This is a genomic window from Sporosarcina oncorhynchi, assembly GCF_033304615.1.
GTDB classification, from domain to species: domain Bacteria; phylum Bacillota; class Bacilli; order Bacillales_A; family Planococcaceae; genus Sporosarcina; species Sporosarcina oncorhynchi.
On sequence record NZ_CP129118.1, the window covers coordinates 1,765,850 to 1,781,810 of the forward strand.

A 15,961-nucleotide genomic window follows, 5' to 3' on the forward strand; every position below is an offset into this window, starting at 1 on the left:
ACCATACGATATATCACCCCAGTAGCTTAGTTATCCTTTCGTCCCAACTCATTATCGATTGTTCGGACTGCCCACTTTTTCCGGAAAATAACCATTCGATTTCCTCAAGTCCACAATTCGAACAGCATTGAGCCGGTTTTACGTTATAGCTTTCACCAAAATACGACAAAGCATTTCGACGAATACACTTATCACTAGTGACAAGTGTAAGCATTTTTTTCAATTGGTAATCCTTCTCTTCAGCTATGTCTTTCAGTTTCAAAACGATTTCGTCCACAGTAAGTTTTTCAACATAGTAATCGATTACCCTTTTCCCTGTTTCCGTCAAACTTGTAAACTTAGCAGCATCTGCTGATTCTATTCCTTGATGGAGAAGATTTGTATAATGACGAACTTCTACTTCACGCGGGATATCCGCTTGTATGATGAATTCCGTTAACCGCTCATCTGAAGGCATATATAACAAAGTTGCAGCTGATAACAGACCGTCCCTGCCTGCCCTTCCAACTTCTTGAATGTAATCTGCAATAGTAGAAGGCATGTGTTCATGTATGACCTGGCGGATATTATTGATATGTATTCCCATTCCAAATGCGTTCGTTGCACATATCCATTGAAGCTCACCAGAGAGAAATTGACCTTGAATAATCGATCGGTCATCCTGATCCTTGCCTGCATGATAAGATTGACATGAAACGCCCATTTTTTGAAGTTCCATCGCTAATTGGTCGGCACGTTTGCGAGAACTTGTATAAATGATTCCCGGGCCAGTCGTATTGGCTACACGTTCTTTAATCCATTCCAGTTTGGCGGATTGTGTATCCAATTGCAATACTGAGTAACTAATGTTTTTTCGATCCAATGATTGTCGCACGATAGCAGGTTTGTCCATCTGCAAGTAGCGGGTAATGTCCATTGTCACTTTGTCATCTGCAGTTGCTGTCAATGCTAAAACAGGTGTAGACGGAATAGTAGAAATGAATTCACCAATTCGTAAATAATCAGGCCGGAAGTCGAATCCCCATTGTGAAATGCAGTGGGCTTCATCCACAACAACTAATCCAATAGTAAGTTTTTTTAAATGCCCTATACTATTTTTGCGAGCCAGCATTTCTGGTGAAATGAAAATGAATTTATAGTGGTTTAATTCATTCATCACTATTTCACGAGCACTGTACGACAAAAAAGAATTCAGTGCAATGACCCGCTTTTCCCCGTTCTTACGCATTTGAGTGACTTGATCTTCCATTAATGAAACGAGCGGCGAAATAATTAAAACAGTGCCTGTCATCAAATAGCCTGGTAACTGATAACATAAGGATTTGCCCATCCCTGTTGGAAGGATAGCAATCGTGTCCTCGCCTTCCAAAACATGCTCAACCACTTCCCGCTGACCAGGCCTGAATTGTTCATAACCGAAGTGCCGTTGCAGTTCACGAATAAGATCCATCAATGTTCACCATCCTTATACACAGCCATTATTAATCTTAATTTAAAATAGGAAAGTGAGCTAAATGCCTCTTTCAATACCTTTAAACGTTTTGTTCCAATTGAATCAGCTTTTGCAATGACAGCTTTCATTTGTTTTTCAGTAACGAAATTCACAATAGGAAAAGAACTGTCATTCATCGCTATTTCAATCATATGATCTTCAATGGTACTCATTTTCAATTGCCTGATCTCAGCGATTCGCTCCAAAGCATGCCCCTGATCATAAAGTTTTTTTGTCCTGTTAGCCGAGTCGGTTAAATAGGACTGAACTTTTATGTCAGCCGTTAGTTGCAAGAGGAAAGGTGTTCTCTTCGAAGTATCTATGCTATTCAGTAGTCTATGCAAACTCTCAATGAACAGTAGACGGATTGTAGGTGGTGGTTCATTCAATTCCATCGCTAATTGATCCCATGTTTTGGCGGTGCAATCTTTTCCGGAAAGGCGGCAACTGAAAATATATTTTTGTATATCAGACATTCCACTTGCTTCAAGCGCAACGATTAGTTCAGAACCGATAGCTTTTGCAAATTCAGCTGATGTTATTGGTTGTTGATGCAACATGTTTTTGACAAACAATTGGACTTCTCGATCTCTTTCAATTGGAAGAAATGTGCTCGTTCCTTGATGCAGATGTGAAAGCGTCTGCACAGTAAGTGCTAATCTTTTAAAGAAGAGAATTTCCTTACCCCGGTAATCCCAACCGCTGAAATGGAAAGCATCCAATTTACCGGCTGCAATTTCACCAGTTGTCGTTAATCGGATAAGTTTCTTATCCTCTTCAATGAAATTAGCTTTCCTAAGTACGTCTGTTGCTTCATCAAACTCCTGATCTGACAATTTAGGAAGAATACCAAAGAATGGTTTTACAGCAAAATATTCAACATCTTGAAGGGTTTGCCCAGATTTTTTCCCCCTCAATAAATGCAAACCGGCATTTATCGTACGCTCTCCATTCATTTTGCTTATAATAAATAATAGGATTGAAGACAAATCCATGCCTAATTCCTCCCGAAACAATGTTTTTAGGTTGAAAACAAACGAAAACAGCTTTAGAATGATAAGGGAACTAATTAGATAGCGCGGAGAAAAGAGGAGAGAACGTCAATGTCTACTAAAAAATACACCATTGTCGATCAAGATACCTGTATCGCATGCGGGGCTTGCGGTGCAGCTGCACCCGACATCTACGATTATGACGACGAAGGGATCGCTTTTGTTATCCTAGATGATAACATGGGGACAACTGAAGTTCCAGAAGAACTGTTAGAAGATATGGAAGATGCTTTTGACGGTTGCCCAACTGATTCAATCAAAGTTGCAGACTCGCCATTCGATGGCGATGCATTAAAATACGAGGACTGACTCCAACTGAGTCTATGAATAGGTAGTATTAAAAAAGCCATCCAAAACGAATGTCTCAGACTATAGACAAAAGGGATAGAAATCTAATTGATTTCCATCCCTTTTGTTTTTTTTACTATTTGGCTCAAAAACGTTAGACTGACACGACGTTGATTTCCGTTCCGGGCGGTTGCTTTCTTACCTCTAGTAAAACATTTTTATTTAAAAAGAATACGAAAGCTGAGTAACTTAATGGAGGAACGCTAAGATTTCCGCTCCAGACAGGCGCTTTCCGTGGGGCGGGAGGAAGCCTCCTCGGTCGCAAAAGGCGCGACACTGCGGGGTCTTGCCTATCCCGATATCTCCCACAGGAGTCGCCTGTCTTCCGCTACAATCTTACATAGCGAGAAAAAAAGAAACTGACAAGCTAATTTCCTTCCTTATTTTAAGGTATCACAAATAGACCTAACGCTTAGATAATTCAAGAGCGTTGCTGATATCTGTTTTTTGGTGACGCATACTTCCTGTTGCCATTTGAAGCTTAGCGCCTAATAGATTCATGCGTGTATATGAAAAGTTTTCATCTTGTAAAAAGCGCTCCAGACCCTGCGAATAGACACCGTTGGTTGGAGCGGAGAGCGGCGACTCCAGCGAACGGCGTTTGCGAGCAGAAGCGTAGCTTTGCGAGCAGAAGGCTGCCTGAAGCCGTGTACCCGAAAATCAAAATGGTAGCTTTATCTCTATTTTTTTAAAAAAGACTGTAGGCAAACACCCAAATTCATGGAGTTTGTCTACAGTCTGAAGCCATCCTAAACGGATGGCTTTTTTAAGTTCTATAATTTTATTACTGTAATGTCAGTTCGCGTTGTTGCTTATCGATCCATTTGCTCATGCTCTTGTAAAGAAGCAATGAGATGACCATCAGCATAACACCTTTAATTAAGTTGAACGGAAGAATCCCTAATACTACTACATTGAACAGTGCTACCCCTTCATATGGAGGCATGTTCAGGAAATAGACATACATCGGCAGGAAAACTAAATAATTCAAAACACTCATTCCGATTGCCATTGTAGCGGTACCTGCTACCAAGCCTGCCGTAAGGCCTTTTGCAGAACGGATTTTGTTAAATATGAAGTATATCGGCATGATGAACAATACGCCTGTCACAAAGTTCGCAATCTCTCCTACAGGTACTCCGGTCGGACTGCCTGACAAAAACCAATGTAATAGGTTTTTCAGCAATTCTACAGAGATTCCAGCCAATGGTCCCATTGTCATTATTGCAATAACTGCAGGAATTTCACTGAAATCAACTTTCAGGAAGACCGGCATTGCAGGCAATGGAAAATTCAACTGCATTAGTACAGTTGATATACTGCCCAGCATTGCGATGAGAATCATTTTTCTCAGTTTCTTGTTATTCATTTGTTCCTCTCTCCTTTTGCGATTCACTTCAAAAGAGGAAAGGTCTGACCGTAATTCATATTGTCTATTGCATCTAATTTAGGCATCTAGACATTCAGTTTCATAAGGTAACCCTGCTTTACAGAAAAAACTGTTTTACAAGTCTGCCTCACGTCTGTCACATCTAATCGATTCGCCTACTCAATAGATATAAAAATCCCTAAAGCTAAAAAGCTTCAGGGAGAGTTAAAAAGGCAACATTAAATAAGGGATTAAATAAAGAATGAAAATCCTTTATTCCCGCACTTAAATACGCACCCTTTTTGTAGACAATACAAAAAGACGGCTGCACCTTCACCTTCTCCCATCCAGACTATACTGTCGGCTCTGGAATCTCACCAGAATCAGCTGTTAAGCTCGCGGGCTAAGAAAATTTCTTTTCTATTTCCGCCGGTCGGGAATTACACCCTGCCCCGAAGATGAATCAATATTAGATTACGTTACTATTGTATACAAAAAAGAACGTCTTGTAAACTTCATTGTTTACAAGACGTTCTTTTAGTCATCTCCACATGATTGGATTCACACCCACCGGTTTCGGCAAAGGCTTTGTAAGATCGTAGTTTCCAAAGAACTCCTGTTGGACATTCTTTAGTTGTATTTGCATATCATAACTTTCCGCAGTTAACATAAAACCTTCTAACATTTCGTTCACTTCATTAATCGCAAATCGGGTCAAATCCAACGAAGCGTCGAATGTCAACATAATTGTGCCATCTTGCACTTCCACTGAATAATCCACTCCTGAAGGAATGACTTCCTGCACTACATCATTCGTAGCCTGCCGCATTGCGAGCAATGCTTCACTTACCGTTTTGGTGTCCCCGTTCTGATATGGGACAAGATAGACACGCCCATCAGCCATAACGTATTTGAAGTATGGTCCTCTGCGCTCCAGATGAAACTCCATCTCTAAACCAATATAGTCAAAGGCTACAGGATTCCCCTTTTCATCAACCACTTTCCACTTTGTATGGTCGGTACTGAATGTAGCGATTGCGGAGTTCGTATATATTTCCAACGTGGTTGGTGAATTATCGTATAAATGATTTTCACCAACTTGATGGATAATTTCATCCGCTGATTCGGAAATTTCTCCTTTGTATGGATGATAGTCATCAAACCCTAGTTCTTCTTCTCTTACTTGACTTACATATTTATTATATAATTCCACGCTTGATGGTGAACTACCCGGGAAGTCATTCGTTAACATCTCTTCAGGCATTATAAATGTTACTGGAATAACAGTCGCTTCATGGATTAGCCCAATAGGAAACAGGCGACCTTCCACATAGTCATCAGGGATAATGACATGGCTTGTCGTTACTGACTTCAAGGAAAATGAAGCTGCGTCCATGCTTTCTTCCGCCGCGGAGGATTGTTCCGACTCCTCCATTTCGACTGATTCAGTTGCGCCTTTCCCTTCAGTTCTCATAGTTGCAGGCTCTGAACTTATATTCATTTGACCTTTATTTCCATTCAACATCGAAGGAACGAGCAGACTTAGTACAAATAGTGCTGCAACAGCGACCAATCCAGGTATCCATTTTTTTGCAAAACGATTAGATGACTTCGTCATTAGTCGATCATCTTTTTTCAGTTGGTCCAATATATCACTGGCGCTTCGTTCATCCGACGCTTTTGGCATCGAGCGAAGAAGGTATTCAATTTTATCATCGTTCCAATTATTGTCCGGCATTCATCTTCCCCCTTCATCCGAAGAAGCGTTCAATTTCTTTTGTAGTGATTTGATAGCCCGATGTTGTGTCGTCTTCACTTTCCCTTCAGTCCAGCCAAGTGTATCGGCGGTTTCTGAGATGGTCAACTCTTGAAAATACCTCAATACAATGACCATTTTCTGATCACCTGTACATGTATCCAATACACGAAGCAATTCTTTCATATCATCGTTCAATAAAACGATATCTTCAGGGGCAGAGTTAGCTGAAACAAGCTTATTCGCTTCCCAGTCGAATTCGTTAAATTGATGCTTTTGCCTGACCGTTTTTTTTCTGAAATGATCAATAGCAACATTTTTGGCAATTGAAAATAACCATGTTTTTTCGGAACTCTTCCCTTCGAATCCGGCATATGCTTTAAGCACCCTGACATATACTTCATGCATCAGATCCTCAGACTGGTTCCGATCACCTGTCAAATAGATCAGGAAGTTGAAGACATCCTGGTGATATTGTTCATATAGCCGATGGAAAACGGAGTCATCCACGAAATCCCCCCGTTCATTTCATTAGTCGTAATTCAAGACAAAAAGTTTCACTCTATTTGTATTACACGAATAGATATACATATTTCTTCTTATTCGTTATGAGTGTCGATCGGAAGAATACAGGTGAAGACTGTTCCTGATTCCGAGCCTATTTCGGCACTGATTTGCCCTTCATGCGAATCGATTATATTTTTAGCTATTGCGAGTCCCAGACCCGTACCACCTTTACCGCGCGTCCTCGCTTTGTCTGCTTTATAGAAACGCTCAAAGATGAAAGGTAGATCCTCGACAGGAATACCACTTCCTGTATCGGCTAACGAAATTTCAGCCATCTCTCCTTTTCTTTCGACAGAGATTGTCACCTTTCCTGCATTCGGCGTATGTCGGATTGCATTGTCTATCAGGTTTGTGAACACTTGTTCAAGTCTATCTGCATCTGCAAAGATGATGATAGGCTCCAATTCTTTCGGATTTTCCAAAGACAGTGTGACATTTGAATCACGGGCAATTTGCATGAATTTATTCATGACTCTTTCCAGGAACTCAACTAGATCCAGATTGTTTTTGTATAAACGCATATGTCCTGATTCCATTCTTGCAAGATCCAAAAGATCGGTAACGAGTCTACTCATTCTTTTCGATTCATCATGAATGATTTGGACCATTTCATTGCGTTCTTCTTCAGACGTGACGACATCATCAATAATCGCTTCGCTATAGCCTTGCAGAAGCGAGATAGGCGTTCTCAGTTCATGCGATACATTTGCAATGAAATCAGAGCGTAATTTATCCAATTTGTGCTGATCAGTCATATCCCGCAAAACCGCAACGGCTCCACGTATACTATTCTCACTGTATAAAGGACTAATTGATACCCCGTAAAACTGCCCTCCAAGTTCTAATTCTTCTTCTATTTCCTCAGCAAATGAGATGACATGCTCAAGCATATGAAAAATCTCAGGCGGCAGAACATTGTCATTTGCACCATTGGCGAAATACCATTTTTGCAGTAGACGCTCCGCTTGTGGATTGCTCAATAATATCGAATAATCTCGGTTAAATGTAATAACTGCATCCGTCATTGATGTAAGAATGCTTGATAATTGTTCTTTTTCCTGTTTAATCAATTCCATCTGGTATTTCAATTGCCTGCCCATTTGGTTGAATGCTGAAGCGAGTTGGCCGATTTCATCGTTTTGAGTGGCCGGCAACCGCATGTCAAAATTCCCTTTGGACAGTTCAAAGGCTGCTTGCTTCATGCCCCGGAGCGGCGAAGTAATTCGTGTTGAAAGAAAGAATGCAAAGAACGTCGTCAGGACGAATGCGATGAATGCGGATAAGAAAACAATTTGCGTCGTGCTTTTTGTTGTACGGTGGACAGCATCCAAGCTTTGATACATAATCAACGACTGGCTGAAATCGTTTTCAAGCTGAAAAGGATAGACGAGCACAAGAAATTGTTCCATTACATTTTCATCGGATAGTGAAGGTAATATCATTTCTTTCATAACTTTTTCATTCGGTTTCAAATCAGCAAATATTCGATTTTCAGATAAAATCTTTTCTTCAATCAATTTCTGATTTAGGCCACTGTGAAACGCATACTTAACATTTTTTTCCGAGTCGATGATTAATGCATTCGTTTCATCATCGAGTATATCCCGTATGATTAACCGCATGGCAGATTCACTATCATGATCAATAACAATCTTTCCGATAGTCGTCGCTTCCCTACGCAATGAATCTTCAGCTTGCTTCGTATGAAAATTATCCAAGAACTCCAGTAACAGCAACGTCACGATAAACAGGACAAATGAAACGAGAAGCAATATGGTTGCCCATAGCTTCCCGACAATCGAATGCCATATTCTATTCATTCGGAACCTCAAACTTGTATCCGACCCCCCAGACCGTAACAATCATCTTGGCTGCGCGTTCTGATACACGGCTCAATTTCTCCCGCAAACGCTTGACGTGCGTGTCTACCGTCCTCAAATCACCGAAAAATTCATAATGCCATACTTCCTTTAATAACTGTTCACGATCAAACACTTTGTCAGGTGATTTCGCAAGGAAATAGAGCAACTCATACTCTTTCGGTGTTAAATTCACTTCTTTGCCTTCCGCGGTCACACGATGTGCGTCATGATCGATTGTCAGTTGAGGGAAAACAACCAGATCCTTTGAACTGTTCGTTGCAGCAGCATCAGGAAACGTAACTGAACGTCTGAGTATCGCTTTAACCCTTAAAACGACTTCCCTTGGGCTGAAAGGTTTCACTATGTAATCATCTGCGCCTGTTTCAAATCCTTCTACGCGATCAGATTCTTCACCTTTTGCAGTCAACAATATGACTGGCGTCATTTTCTTCTCTTCCCTCAACTCTTGTAGAACTTCCAAACCGTCTTTTTCAGGCATCATCAAATCAAGGAGGATACAATCGTAGTGATTAGCCATTGCTTTTTCAATCGCTTCGGCACCATCCACTGCCTCATCAATTTCAAACCCTTCACGGGAAAGGTACATATTTAGAAGTCGTCTAATGCGATCTTCATCATCTACTACGAGCAACTTAACACTTTCTTCCATCGTTAATAACCCCTTTCAAAATCCACTAATACTCTTATTGTACAAGCAGTGTGAAAAAAAAGAAAGACTGCACAACCTGTTAATGGTTGTGCAGTCCAATCGGCTTACGCATAAGAGTGCAAACCTGCAATTATCAAGTTAACGGCAATGAGGTTGAACATGATGATAATGAAACCAATTACTGCCAACCAGGCAGACTTTTTGCCTTCCCAGCCTTGAGATAGACGGAGATGTAAGAAAGCTGCATAAAATAGCCATGTAATAAGCGCCCATACTTCTTTCGGATCCCATCCCCAGAATCTGGACCAGGCTTCATGTGCCCAAATCATTGCGAAGATTAAGGCACCGAGTGTAAATACAGGGAACCCAATTAGTACTGATCTATAGCCAATTTCGTCCATTAGCTGCGAATTTGCTTTTTTAGCGAAAGGTTGCAGTAAGGTAGCAACAGGTCGCCTAATGATCAGCCGCAACAGTAGATAGATTACAAGCCCTGTCGCAATTGACCATACGAATGTCGTTAAAGTCTTTGCATTGACGATAGAAGGCATTTCTATAAGTGGAGTCATTGCTTCAGGCGTTTGCGCTTCATAGCCACTCATACCGAATAATGGTGGATAATTATACTCCATTTTCGCCGGCTGTTCGTTTTTATCAATATATGTGAAATGGGCTTCATAACCTGTAAGTTTAAATGTAGTTGACGAAACGACAAATCCTACTACTAATATAAGGGCAATCATAACCGCTTCAAGCCAGAAACGTTCTCTTGAAGGTTTTTTCAAATCAACATTTTTCAAGAGAAAAATAAGTCCTGCAACTGCACTAATGACCAAGATTGCTTCACCAATAACCGTCGTAATAACGTGGATGACTAGCCAATGGCTTTGCAACGCTGGAATTAGCGGGGTAATGTCCTTAGGAAACATGCTCGCGTAGGCAATCATAATAATAGCAATTGGCAATGCGAATAGGCCAAGAGACGGTGTTCTATAAAGATAGAACAAAAGTATGAATGCACCAACAAGCATCATTCCAAAAGCAGCGGTGAATTCAAACATATTACTTAATGGAATATGACCCGAAGCCATCCATCTTGTTATAAAGTAGCCAATATTTGAGATGAAACCAATAATTGTGATGATAATACCAATCTGACCCCAACGGCTTTTTTTATATGTTGTTTCCGAACTTGCCTTTTTGATGGCTCCACCGAAAAATGCGGTGGCCACCAAATAGGCAATAAAAGATACTAAAAGCATATTGGCGCTTAACGAAGCGAGTCCCATGATTATTTTTCTCCTTCCTCTTGCTCTGATTCAATGTCGGTATCCCGTCGATCTACATAGTTCGGTAAACCCGCATAATCTTTAACGGCATCCAGTTCCTTTTTCAACGAGAACCAGTTTTTATTCGTATGAGCCGCAATCAATAGATTGTCGTCTTCACCTTTTTGAACCCAAATTCTTCTATGATTCCAGTAGGAACCTTGGATGACACCGATCATAAAGATGATTCCGCCTAGTAGTAAAATATAGAGCGTTTTATCTTTCCGGATCGTCAAACCAGAGATATGTCGGGTATCAGCGCTGACAAACTTGACTTGATATGCGTTCTCTTCAGTTTCAAGTGTTTGTTGAATCGCTACAAAACTTTTTTCGCCTTGAGGCTTATCAGGTGTTCTCATATCAAAAATAAAAGCTGGATTGTTTGGAATTGGTGACTTGGAGACAGGTTCTCCATTTTCAACACCGTCATAATCTGCATAATAACCAATCAGATTGACCGTCGCTCCATCTTCAAGCTCGTAGACGCCTTTCGGATCATCCAGGTCGATCGTGAATTCACCGAATGATTTTTCAGTCGCTTTTTCAATCAGTTTCATCTTCATGGATTTTAATTCATTCAATCGATAGTCCATTTGGAAGACATTATAACCATCAAACTTCAGTGGTTTGTTAACAATAATCGAGTAATCTTTTTCAAATTCAAGATCTGTTGAACCTGGCAAACCGTCTTCTTTTTTCTTGTATAGCGAGACGTCCGTCTGATAATTTTTAACAATCGATCCGACTCTGTCCAACGCATTACCGAAAACCTCGTCTGCTTCTTCTTTCGTATACATCTCCATAATGAACTTATTGCTCTTTAAATAGTACTCGGGCGCGCCGGGGATCGATCTTAGTTCCCCTTCACGTATCCACATCGTCTCGTCGACATAAAAACCCGGAATACCTCGAAGAAGGATTCCAAACAGGAAAATAATAAGTCCTGTATGATTTATATAAGGACCCCAACGTGAAAAACGGTTCTTCTCGGCTAATATAGCGCCATTTTCCGTTTTCACATTATATTTCAGTTCCTTTAATTTTTCTGCAGATTTTTCCAGGGAAAGATCAGGCGTTACAGCAGCTCCGTCTCCATAGATTCTTTGTCGTTTCATGAAGGATGGATGCCGCTTTGTACGCTGTCTCTTCAACGACTTGTAAAGTGGGAATACCCTGTCCACACTCGCAATGATGATGGATGTTCCTAACATACCTATAAGAACTTTGAACCACCAGCTATTATACATATCATAGAAGCCCAATTTGTAGTATAGTGTTCCCACAAATCCGTAAAGTCGTTCATAATAAGCGAGCAAATCCGCATCGGTTTGAACAGGCACATAAAACTTTTGTGGGAATAAGGTTCCGATTGCAGAAGTAGCCAACACAGCAATGATGATGCTTACTCCTATTTTGACGCTTGAAAAGAAGTTCCAAATTTTATCGATGATTGAACGTTTATACGTTTGGGATCTACGTGCAGATCCCTCATACCTCATATCTACTACTTCACTTTTTTTCGCTTCATCAGTCATCGGACGACCGCATTTTTCACAGAGTACTGTTCCAAATGGATTTTCATGACCGCATTTGCATTTGATCTTACTCATGTGTACGAACTCCTTATTGAGGTAGAACGCTTTCCATTAAGGAAATGATTTCTTCCTCACTCATTTCTTGTTTGATGATATCCTGAATTACGCCATCTTTGTTAATCAGAAAGGTTGTCGGGAGAGGAACGACATTATACAAGTCCCTCACGTCTTTCGTTTTATCGATAACGACTGGAAAAGTCAGCCCATACTGATCACGGAATGTATCTACCTTCAGATTAGATTCAGCAATGTTAACGGATAAGACATGTACACCTTTTTCACTGAACTCTTTATACTGATTTTCAATATAAGGCATTTCCTTCTTACAAGGAGGACACCAGGTACCCCAGAAGTTTAAGAAAACTCCCTCACCATTAAAGTCGGATAAACGATGAACATTTCCATCCGTATCAACAAGTTCAAAATCTGGTGCTTTATCGCCTACTGCCAAAACTTTTACTTTATCTTTGGAGAATATGGAAAACAGAATTGCCGATGCTAATAAAAGCAGGACTACTCCCCTGAAAATGAGACGAGAGCGCTTTTTGTTCGGTTTGGACAATTGGATAGCCCCCTTACAGTTTTAAGATTTCAACTTACATTATAACAAAACATCTTTTTAAAAAGAGATGAAGTCGTGATAGGTTTGTGAACGTTCATAATTATGTCGAAAAACGGTTTAGTAAGTCATCCAATCTTACCTGTTTCCGCTAGCACTCTTAACTGTTTTACTTCATGCGTCGTTAATTCGCGTGCTTCGCCTGCATTTAACCCTAAAGTAGTCAACATCGCAAACGATTCCCTTCTCAACTTCTGAACTGGGCAACCGATCGCATCGAACATTCTGCGCACCTGGCGGTTTCTGCCCTCATGAATAGTGATTTCGACAAGAGCAGTACCTGTTTTTTTATCGAACGACTGCATTTTTACACGTGCTGGAGCTGTCACTCCATCCTCCAACTCAATACCACGTTCAAGCTTTTTAAGCGCATCCCGTTCTGGAACGCCTTTCACTTTTGCAACATACTTCTTTTGGATACCGTATTTTGGATGCGTCATCAAATTAGAAAAGTCGCCGTCATTTGTCATGATGATGATACCAGAAGTGTCAAAATCAAGACGTCCTACCGGGAAAATTCTCTCTTCAACCATCGGTAGCAGATCCAAGACAGTCTTCCTGCCTTTTTCATCACTAACCGTGGATATATAACCTCTAGGCTTGTACAACAAATAGTAGACAAACCTTTCTTTGACGAGTTCCACGCCTTCCACTTCAACACGATCCGCACGGGTCACTTTTGTTCCTAATTCAGTCACAACTTGTCCATTCACTTTCACTTTACCATCGACGATGAGCGTTTCAGCCTTCCGACGTGATGCAACGCCTGCTTGCGCCAATACTTTTTGCAATCTTTCCAACTCGACACCTTCTTTCTATCTCAAAAAATTATGTCACATTTTCGTGCAAATGAAAAGAAGACCGACCTATATACAGTCAGCCTTCCCGAATTATTTAGACACATTTACAAACTTCCCACATTACTTCCTTATTTCTACGTGAGCAGTGACAAGTGGTTCATTATCCAAGGAGACTGTCCAAGTCCCTTTACCATGGGTTCCTTGACCTCTTGGTATATAGAGCACATGGGATACCCGTTCAATTTCTTTTTTGTTCAAAAGGACGGTAATCGGTTGCTTCAATACACCCGTAGTCCCGGCTAAAATTTTATATTTACCTTTTTTTGCTACAGTGACCAATTCATAATTGTTAAACGTTTCATTCGCTAAGTGTTCATGGGTATTCCAGTCATTCCCGTTATTTAACGTGACGACAATGATTTTTTTACCATCTTTTTCGAAATAGGTTGCTAGTGTTCTTCCCGCAGCTTTCGTGAACCCCGTTTTTCCGGCGATGACTGTTTTATTAGAATGAATGAGCCGGTGCTTATTCCGCCAACTTCTCACTTCATCACCTTTACGGTATACAAAGTTTTCGGCAGAAGCAATCTTTTTAAATCGTTCATTCTGCATTGCGTAGTGAAGCATAAGCGCTGTTTCATAGGCTGTGGATAAATGCTTTTCATGATGAAGTCCGGATGGATTCACAAATGTAGTCTTCTCCAGTCCATAAAAACTCGCTTTATCGTTCATCAAATCGATAAAGCCTTCTACAGAGCCTCCAGCAAATTCAGCCAACGCGAATGCAGCGTCATTTCCCGAACGCAACATAAGTCCGTACAGCATTGCTTCACTCTCCATTGATGTACCCTGTTCCAAATAAAGTGAAGAACCTTCTGCTGATGCTGCCTCTGGTGAAATAAGGATTTCTCCCGAGGAATGTCCACTTTCCAGAAAAGTGAATGCCGTCCAAATCTTTGTCAAGCTCGCTATCGGCAGTTGCATATTTTCATTTGATCCGTCCAATAATCGGCCGGTATCCGCATCAATTACAGCCCATGCGCTTCCTGGAGCGTCAGCATTTGCTGGAAAAGCCGGCAATAGTAGTGTCAGTATAAGGACAACGATGAATGTCCGTTTCAATCAGTGTTTCCTCCTTCATCAGATAGGTCAAATGCTTCCTGAAACTTTGTCATAAATAAATCCGTATCCCCAAAAGGCTCATCATCATCTTCAATCAAAGGTGGTAACATCTCAATCGATTCCAATCCGAATCGATCCAAAAATAAATCGGTTGTCCCGTACAGGATTGGGCGGCCACTGCTTTCCAACCGACCTTTTTCCATAACGAATCCTTTTGCTATAAGTGTCTGAATCGGACCATCCGATTTGACTCCTCGCAAATCATCAATTTCCACACGAGTCACTGGCTGCTTGTAAGCGATGATTGCCAAAACTTCAAGCGATGCCTGGGTGATGGAGTTCTTGGACGGGTTTTCGAGCATTCTAAGAATATCGTCTGCATACTCCGCCTTTGTCACAAGACGGTAACTTCCTCCGTACAAGCGCAGTGTGATACCCGAATCATTTCTTGTTTCGTAGTTTACGCGTAATTGCTCAAGAGCTATGGCTGTCCCTTCAGATTCCAACTCAAGTAAGATCGATAGTTGCCCTATTGACAGACCATCATCTCCAGCTATGAAGAGGAAGCTCTCAAGCATCCCAAGTAGTCGTTCATCGATTGGCTCCATCAGTGTCCTCCTGTCCGGCAAACACGGTCATTTTCCCGAAATTGCCTTGCTGTTTAACTATAATATCTAGTCTTTTCATCAGTTCCAAAAGTGAAAGAAACGTCACAACAAGATCATTGACATCCCCATCTTCAAATAACGATTCAAAGTCACAACTTCCTCCAATTCTTTCCAATCGTGTCATGATGTCATCCATCTTTTCACTGACGGAAAGTTCGGATCTTAAAATACTTGCTGTTAATGGTGAGCGCAACCTCTTCCGATCGAGCATTTTTTGGAAAGCGCCTATTAAGTCAAATACATTCATTTTTTCTTCGGTGTTATTAACGACGACCTCACCAAATTCAGATAAATCTTCAGGAAGTTTTGTAAAATGGACGGATCGATCCTCTGCTGATTCCTTCAATGTGTGGGCGGCTTCTTTAAACTTCTTATATTCAATCAGTCGGGCAACCAGTTCATCACGTGGATCTTCCTCCATTTCAAATTCAGCTTCATGATCAAGCACATCCCCTTCATGAATAGGCAGCAACATTTTGCTTTTGATTTCTATTAATGTTGCAGCAAGTACGAGGTATTCACTAAGTTCATCAAGTTCCAATACCCGCATCGCATGGAGATGTTCTATGTATTGACTTGTCAGTTCAGACATTGGTATATCATAGATATCGATTTCAAGTCTGTTGATTAAATGTAATAATAGATCCAGAGGACCAACAAACGCTTCGAGTTTCACTTTATATGTCATAATGGTTCCTCCATACTGCATGTAT

15 protein-coding genes and 1 riboswitch are annotated in these 15,961 nt (G+C 40.9%); of the genes, 1 reads left to right on the forward strand and 14 read right to left on the reverse strand.

Annotated elements, in window-relative coordinates; genetic code table 11:
- Positions 1-13: 13 nt before the first annotated feature.
- Positions 14-1,450 (reverse strand): RecQ family ATP-dependent DNA helicase, encoded by a 1,437-nt coding sequence (locus QWT69_RS08460; RefSeq protein ID WP_317970993.1) that lies wholly within the window; start codon positions 1,448-1,450, stop codon positions 14-16.
- Complete coding sequence (locus tag QWT69_RS08465; RefSeq protein ID WP_317964728.1) at positions 1,450-2,487, reverse strand: YpbB family protein; 1,038 nt, start codon at positions 2,485-2,487, stop codon at positions 1,450-1,452. Before QWT69_RS08465 ends, QWT69_RS08460 begins: the two co-directional genes overlap by 1 nt.
- Positions 2,488-2,595: 108 nt before the next feature.
- Between QWT69_RS08465 and QWT69_RS08470 the strand changes: the two genes are divergently transcribed.
- On the forward strand, positions 2,596-2,853 hold the full coding sequence (locus QWT69_RS08470; protein ID WP_317964730.1) for a ferredoxin: 258 nt from the start codon (positions 2,596-2,598) through the stop codon (positions 2,851-2,853).
- Positions 2,854-3,676: 823 nt separating this feature from the next.
- On the opposite strand, the gene QWT69_RS08475 is transcribed toward QWT69_RS08470, so the two are convergent.
- The 12 genes from QWT69_RS08475 to QWT69_RS08530 form a co-directional block, all read right to left on the reverse strand.
- The gene (locus tag QWT69_RS08475) at positions 3,677-4,261 is read right to left on the reverse strand and encodes an ECF transporter S component (protein WP_317964732.1); all 585 of its coding nucleotides are present in this window, start codon (positions 4,259-4,261) and stop codon (positions 3,677-3,679) included.
- Positions 4,262-4,592: 331 nt separating this feature from the next.
- Positions 4,593-4,725: riboswitch (FMN riboswitch) on the reverse strand.
- Positions 4,726-4,802: 77 nt separating this feature from the next.
- Positions 4,803-5,999: a hypothetical protein gene (locus tag QWT69_RS08480; RefSeq protein WP_317964734.1), complete on the reverse strand. Its 1,197-nt coding sequence runs from the start codon at positions 5,997-5,999 to the stop codon at positions 4,803-4,805.
- A complete protein-coding gene (locus tag QWT69_RS08485) occupies positions 6,000-6,527 on the reverse strand; it encodes an RNA polymerase sigma factor SigX (protein ID WP_317964736.1) in 528 nt (175 codons plus the stop codon).
- Between the two features lie 89 nt (positions 6,528-6,616).
- On the reverse strand, positions 6,617-8,404 hold the full coding sequence (locus QWT69_RS08490; protein ID WP_317964738.1) for an ATP-binding protein: 1,788 nt from the start codon (positions 8,402-8,404) through the stop codon (positions 6,617-6,619).
- Positions 8,397-9,116 (reverse strand): response regulator transcription factor, encoded by a 720-nt coding sequence (locus tag QWT69_RS08495; RefSeq protein WP_317964740.1) that lies wholly within the window; start codon positions 9,114-9,116, stop codon positions 8,397-8,399. Before QWT69_RS08495 ends, QWT69_RS08490 begins: the two co-directional genes overlap by 8 nt.
- Before the next feature lie 104 nt (positions 9,117-9,220).
- Positions 9,221-10,405, reverse strand: coding sequence for a c-type cytochrome biogenesis protein CcsB (gene ccsB / locus QWT69_RS08500; RefSeq protein WP_317964742.1), 1,185 nt, complete (start codon positions 10,403-10,405; stop codon positions 9,221-9,223).
- A 2-nt stretch (positions 10,406-10,407) separates the two neighbouring features.
- Entirely contained in the window at positions 10,408-12,054 is a 1,647-nt protein-coding gene (gene resB, locus QWT69_RS08505; RefSeq protein ID WP_317964744.1) for a cytochrome c biogenesis protein ResB, read from the reverse strand.
- A gap of 13 nt (positions 12,055-12,067) precedes the next feature.
- Positions 12,068-12,601 carry a thiol-disulfide oxidoreductase ResA gene (gene resA / locus QWT69_RS08510; protein WP_317964746.1) on the reverse strand — a complete coding sequence of 178 codons (534 nt, stop codon included), beginning with the start codon at positions 12,599-12,601 and terminating at the stop codon, positions 12,068-12,070.
- A 125-nt stretch (positions 12,602-12,726) separates the two neighbouring features.
- Positions 12,727-13,458, reverse strand: coding sequence for a pseudouridine synthase (locus tag QWT69_RS08515; protein WP_317964748.1), 732 nt, complete (start codon positions 13,456-13,458; stop codon positions 12,727-12,729).
- 120 nt (positions 13,459-13,578) lie between these two features.
- Positions 13,579-14,580 carry a D-alanyl-D-alanine carboxypeptidase family protein gene (locus QWT69_RS08520; RefSeq protein ID WP_317964750.1) on the reverse strand — a complete coding sequence of 334 codons (1,002 nt, stop codon included), beginning with the start codon at positions 14,578-14,580 and terminating at the stop codon, positions 13,579-13,581.
- Positions 14,577-15,188 (reverse strand): SMC-Scp complex subunit ScpB, encoded by a 612-nt coding sequence (gene scpB / locus QWT69_RS08525; protein WP_317964752.1) that lies wholly within the window; start codon positions 15,186-15,188, stop codon positions 14,577-14,579. Before scpB ends, QWT69_RS08520 begins: the two co-directional genes overlap by 4 nt.
- Positions 15,172-15,936 (reverse strand): segregation/condensation protein A, encoded by a 765-nt coding sequence (locus tag QWT69_RS08530; protein ID WP_317964754.1) that lies wholly within the window; start codon positions 15,934-15,936, stop codon positions 15,172-15,174. The genes scpB and QWT69_RS08530 overlap by 17 nt, the downstream gene beginning before the upstream one ends.
- Between the last annotated feature and the right edge of the window lie 25 nt (positions 15,937-15,961).

What these genes read in the sequence shown, in the direction of transcription:
- QWT69_RS08490 (WP_317964738.1), bottom strand. Translation starts at nt 8,404, where the DNA reads ATGAATAGAATATGGCATTCGATTGTCGGGAAGCTATGGGCAACCATA.
- scpB (WP_317964752.1), bottom strand. Translation starts at nt 15,188, where the DNA reads ATGGAGCCAATCGATGAACGACTACTTGGGATGCTTGAGAGCTTCCTC.
- resB (WP_317964744.1), bottom strand. Translation starts at nt 12,054, where the DNA reads ATGAGTAAGATCAAATGCAAATGCGGTCATGAAAATCCATTTGGAACA.
- QWT69_RS08495 (WP_317964740.1), bottom strand. Translation starts at nt 9,116, where the DNA reads ATGGAAGAAAGTGTTAAGTTGCTCGTAGTAGATGATGAAGATCGCATT.
- QWT69_RS08475 (WP_317964732.1), bottom strand. Translation starts at nt 4,261, where the DNA reads ATGAATAACAAGAAACTGAGAAAAATGATTCTCATCGCAATGCTGGGC.
- ccsB (WP_317964742.1), bottom strand. Translation starts at nt 10,405, where the DNA reads ATGGGACTCGCTTCGTTAAGCGCCAATATGCTTTTAGTATCTTTTATT.
- QWT69_RS08470 (WP_317964730.1), top strand. Translation starts at nt 2,596, where the DNA reads ATGTCTACTAAAAAATACACCATTGTCGATCAAGATACCTGTATCGCA.
- QWT69_RS08530 (WP_317964754.1), bottom strand. Translation starts at nt 15,936, where the DNA reads ATGACATATAAAGTGAAACTCGAAGCGTTTGTTGGTCCTCTGGATCTA.
- QWT69_RS08480 (WP_317964734.1), bottom strand. Translation starts at nt 5,999, where the DNA reads ATGCCGGACAATAATTGGAACGATGATAAAATTGAATACCTTCTTCGC.
- QWT69_RS08460 (WP_317970993.1), bottom strand. Translation starts at nt 1,450, where the DNA reads ATGGATCTTATTCGTGAACTGCAACGGCACTTCGGTTATGAACAATTC.
- QWT69_RS08465 (WP_317964728.1), bottom strand. Translation starts at nt 2,487, where the DNA reads ATGGATTTGTCTTCAATCCTATTATTTATTATAAGCAAAATGAATGGA.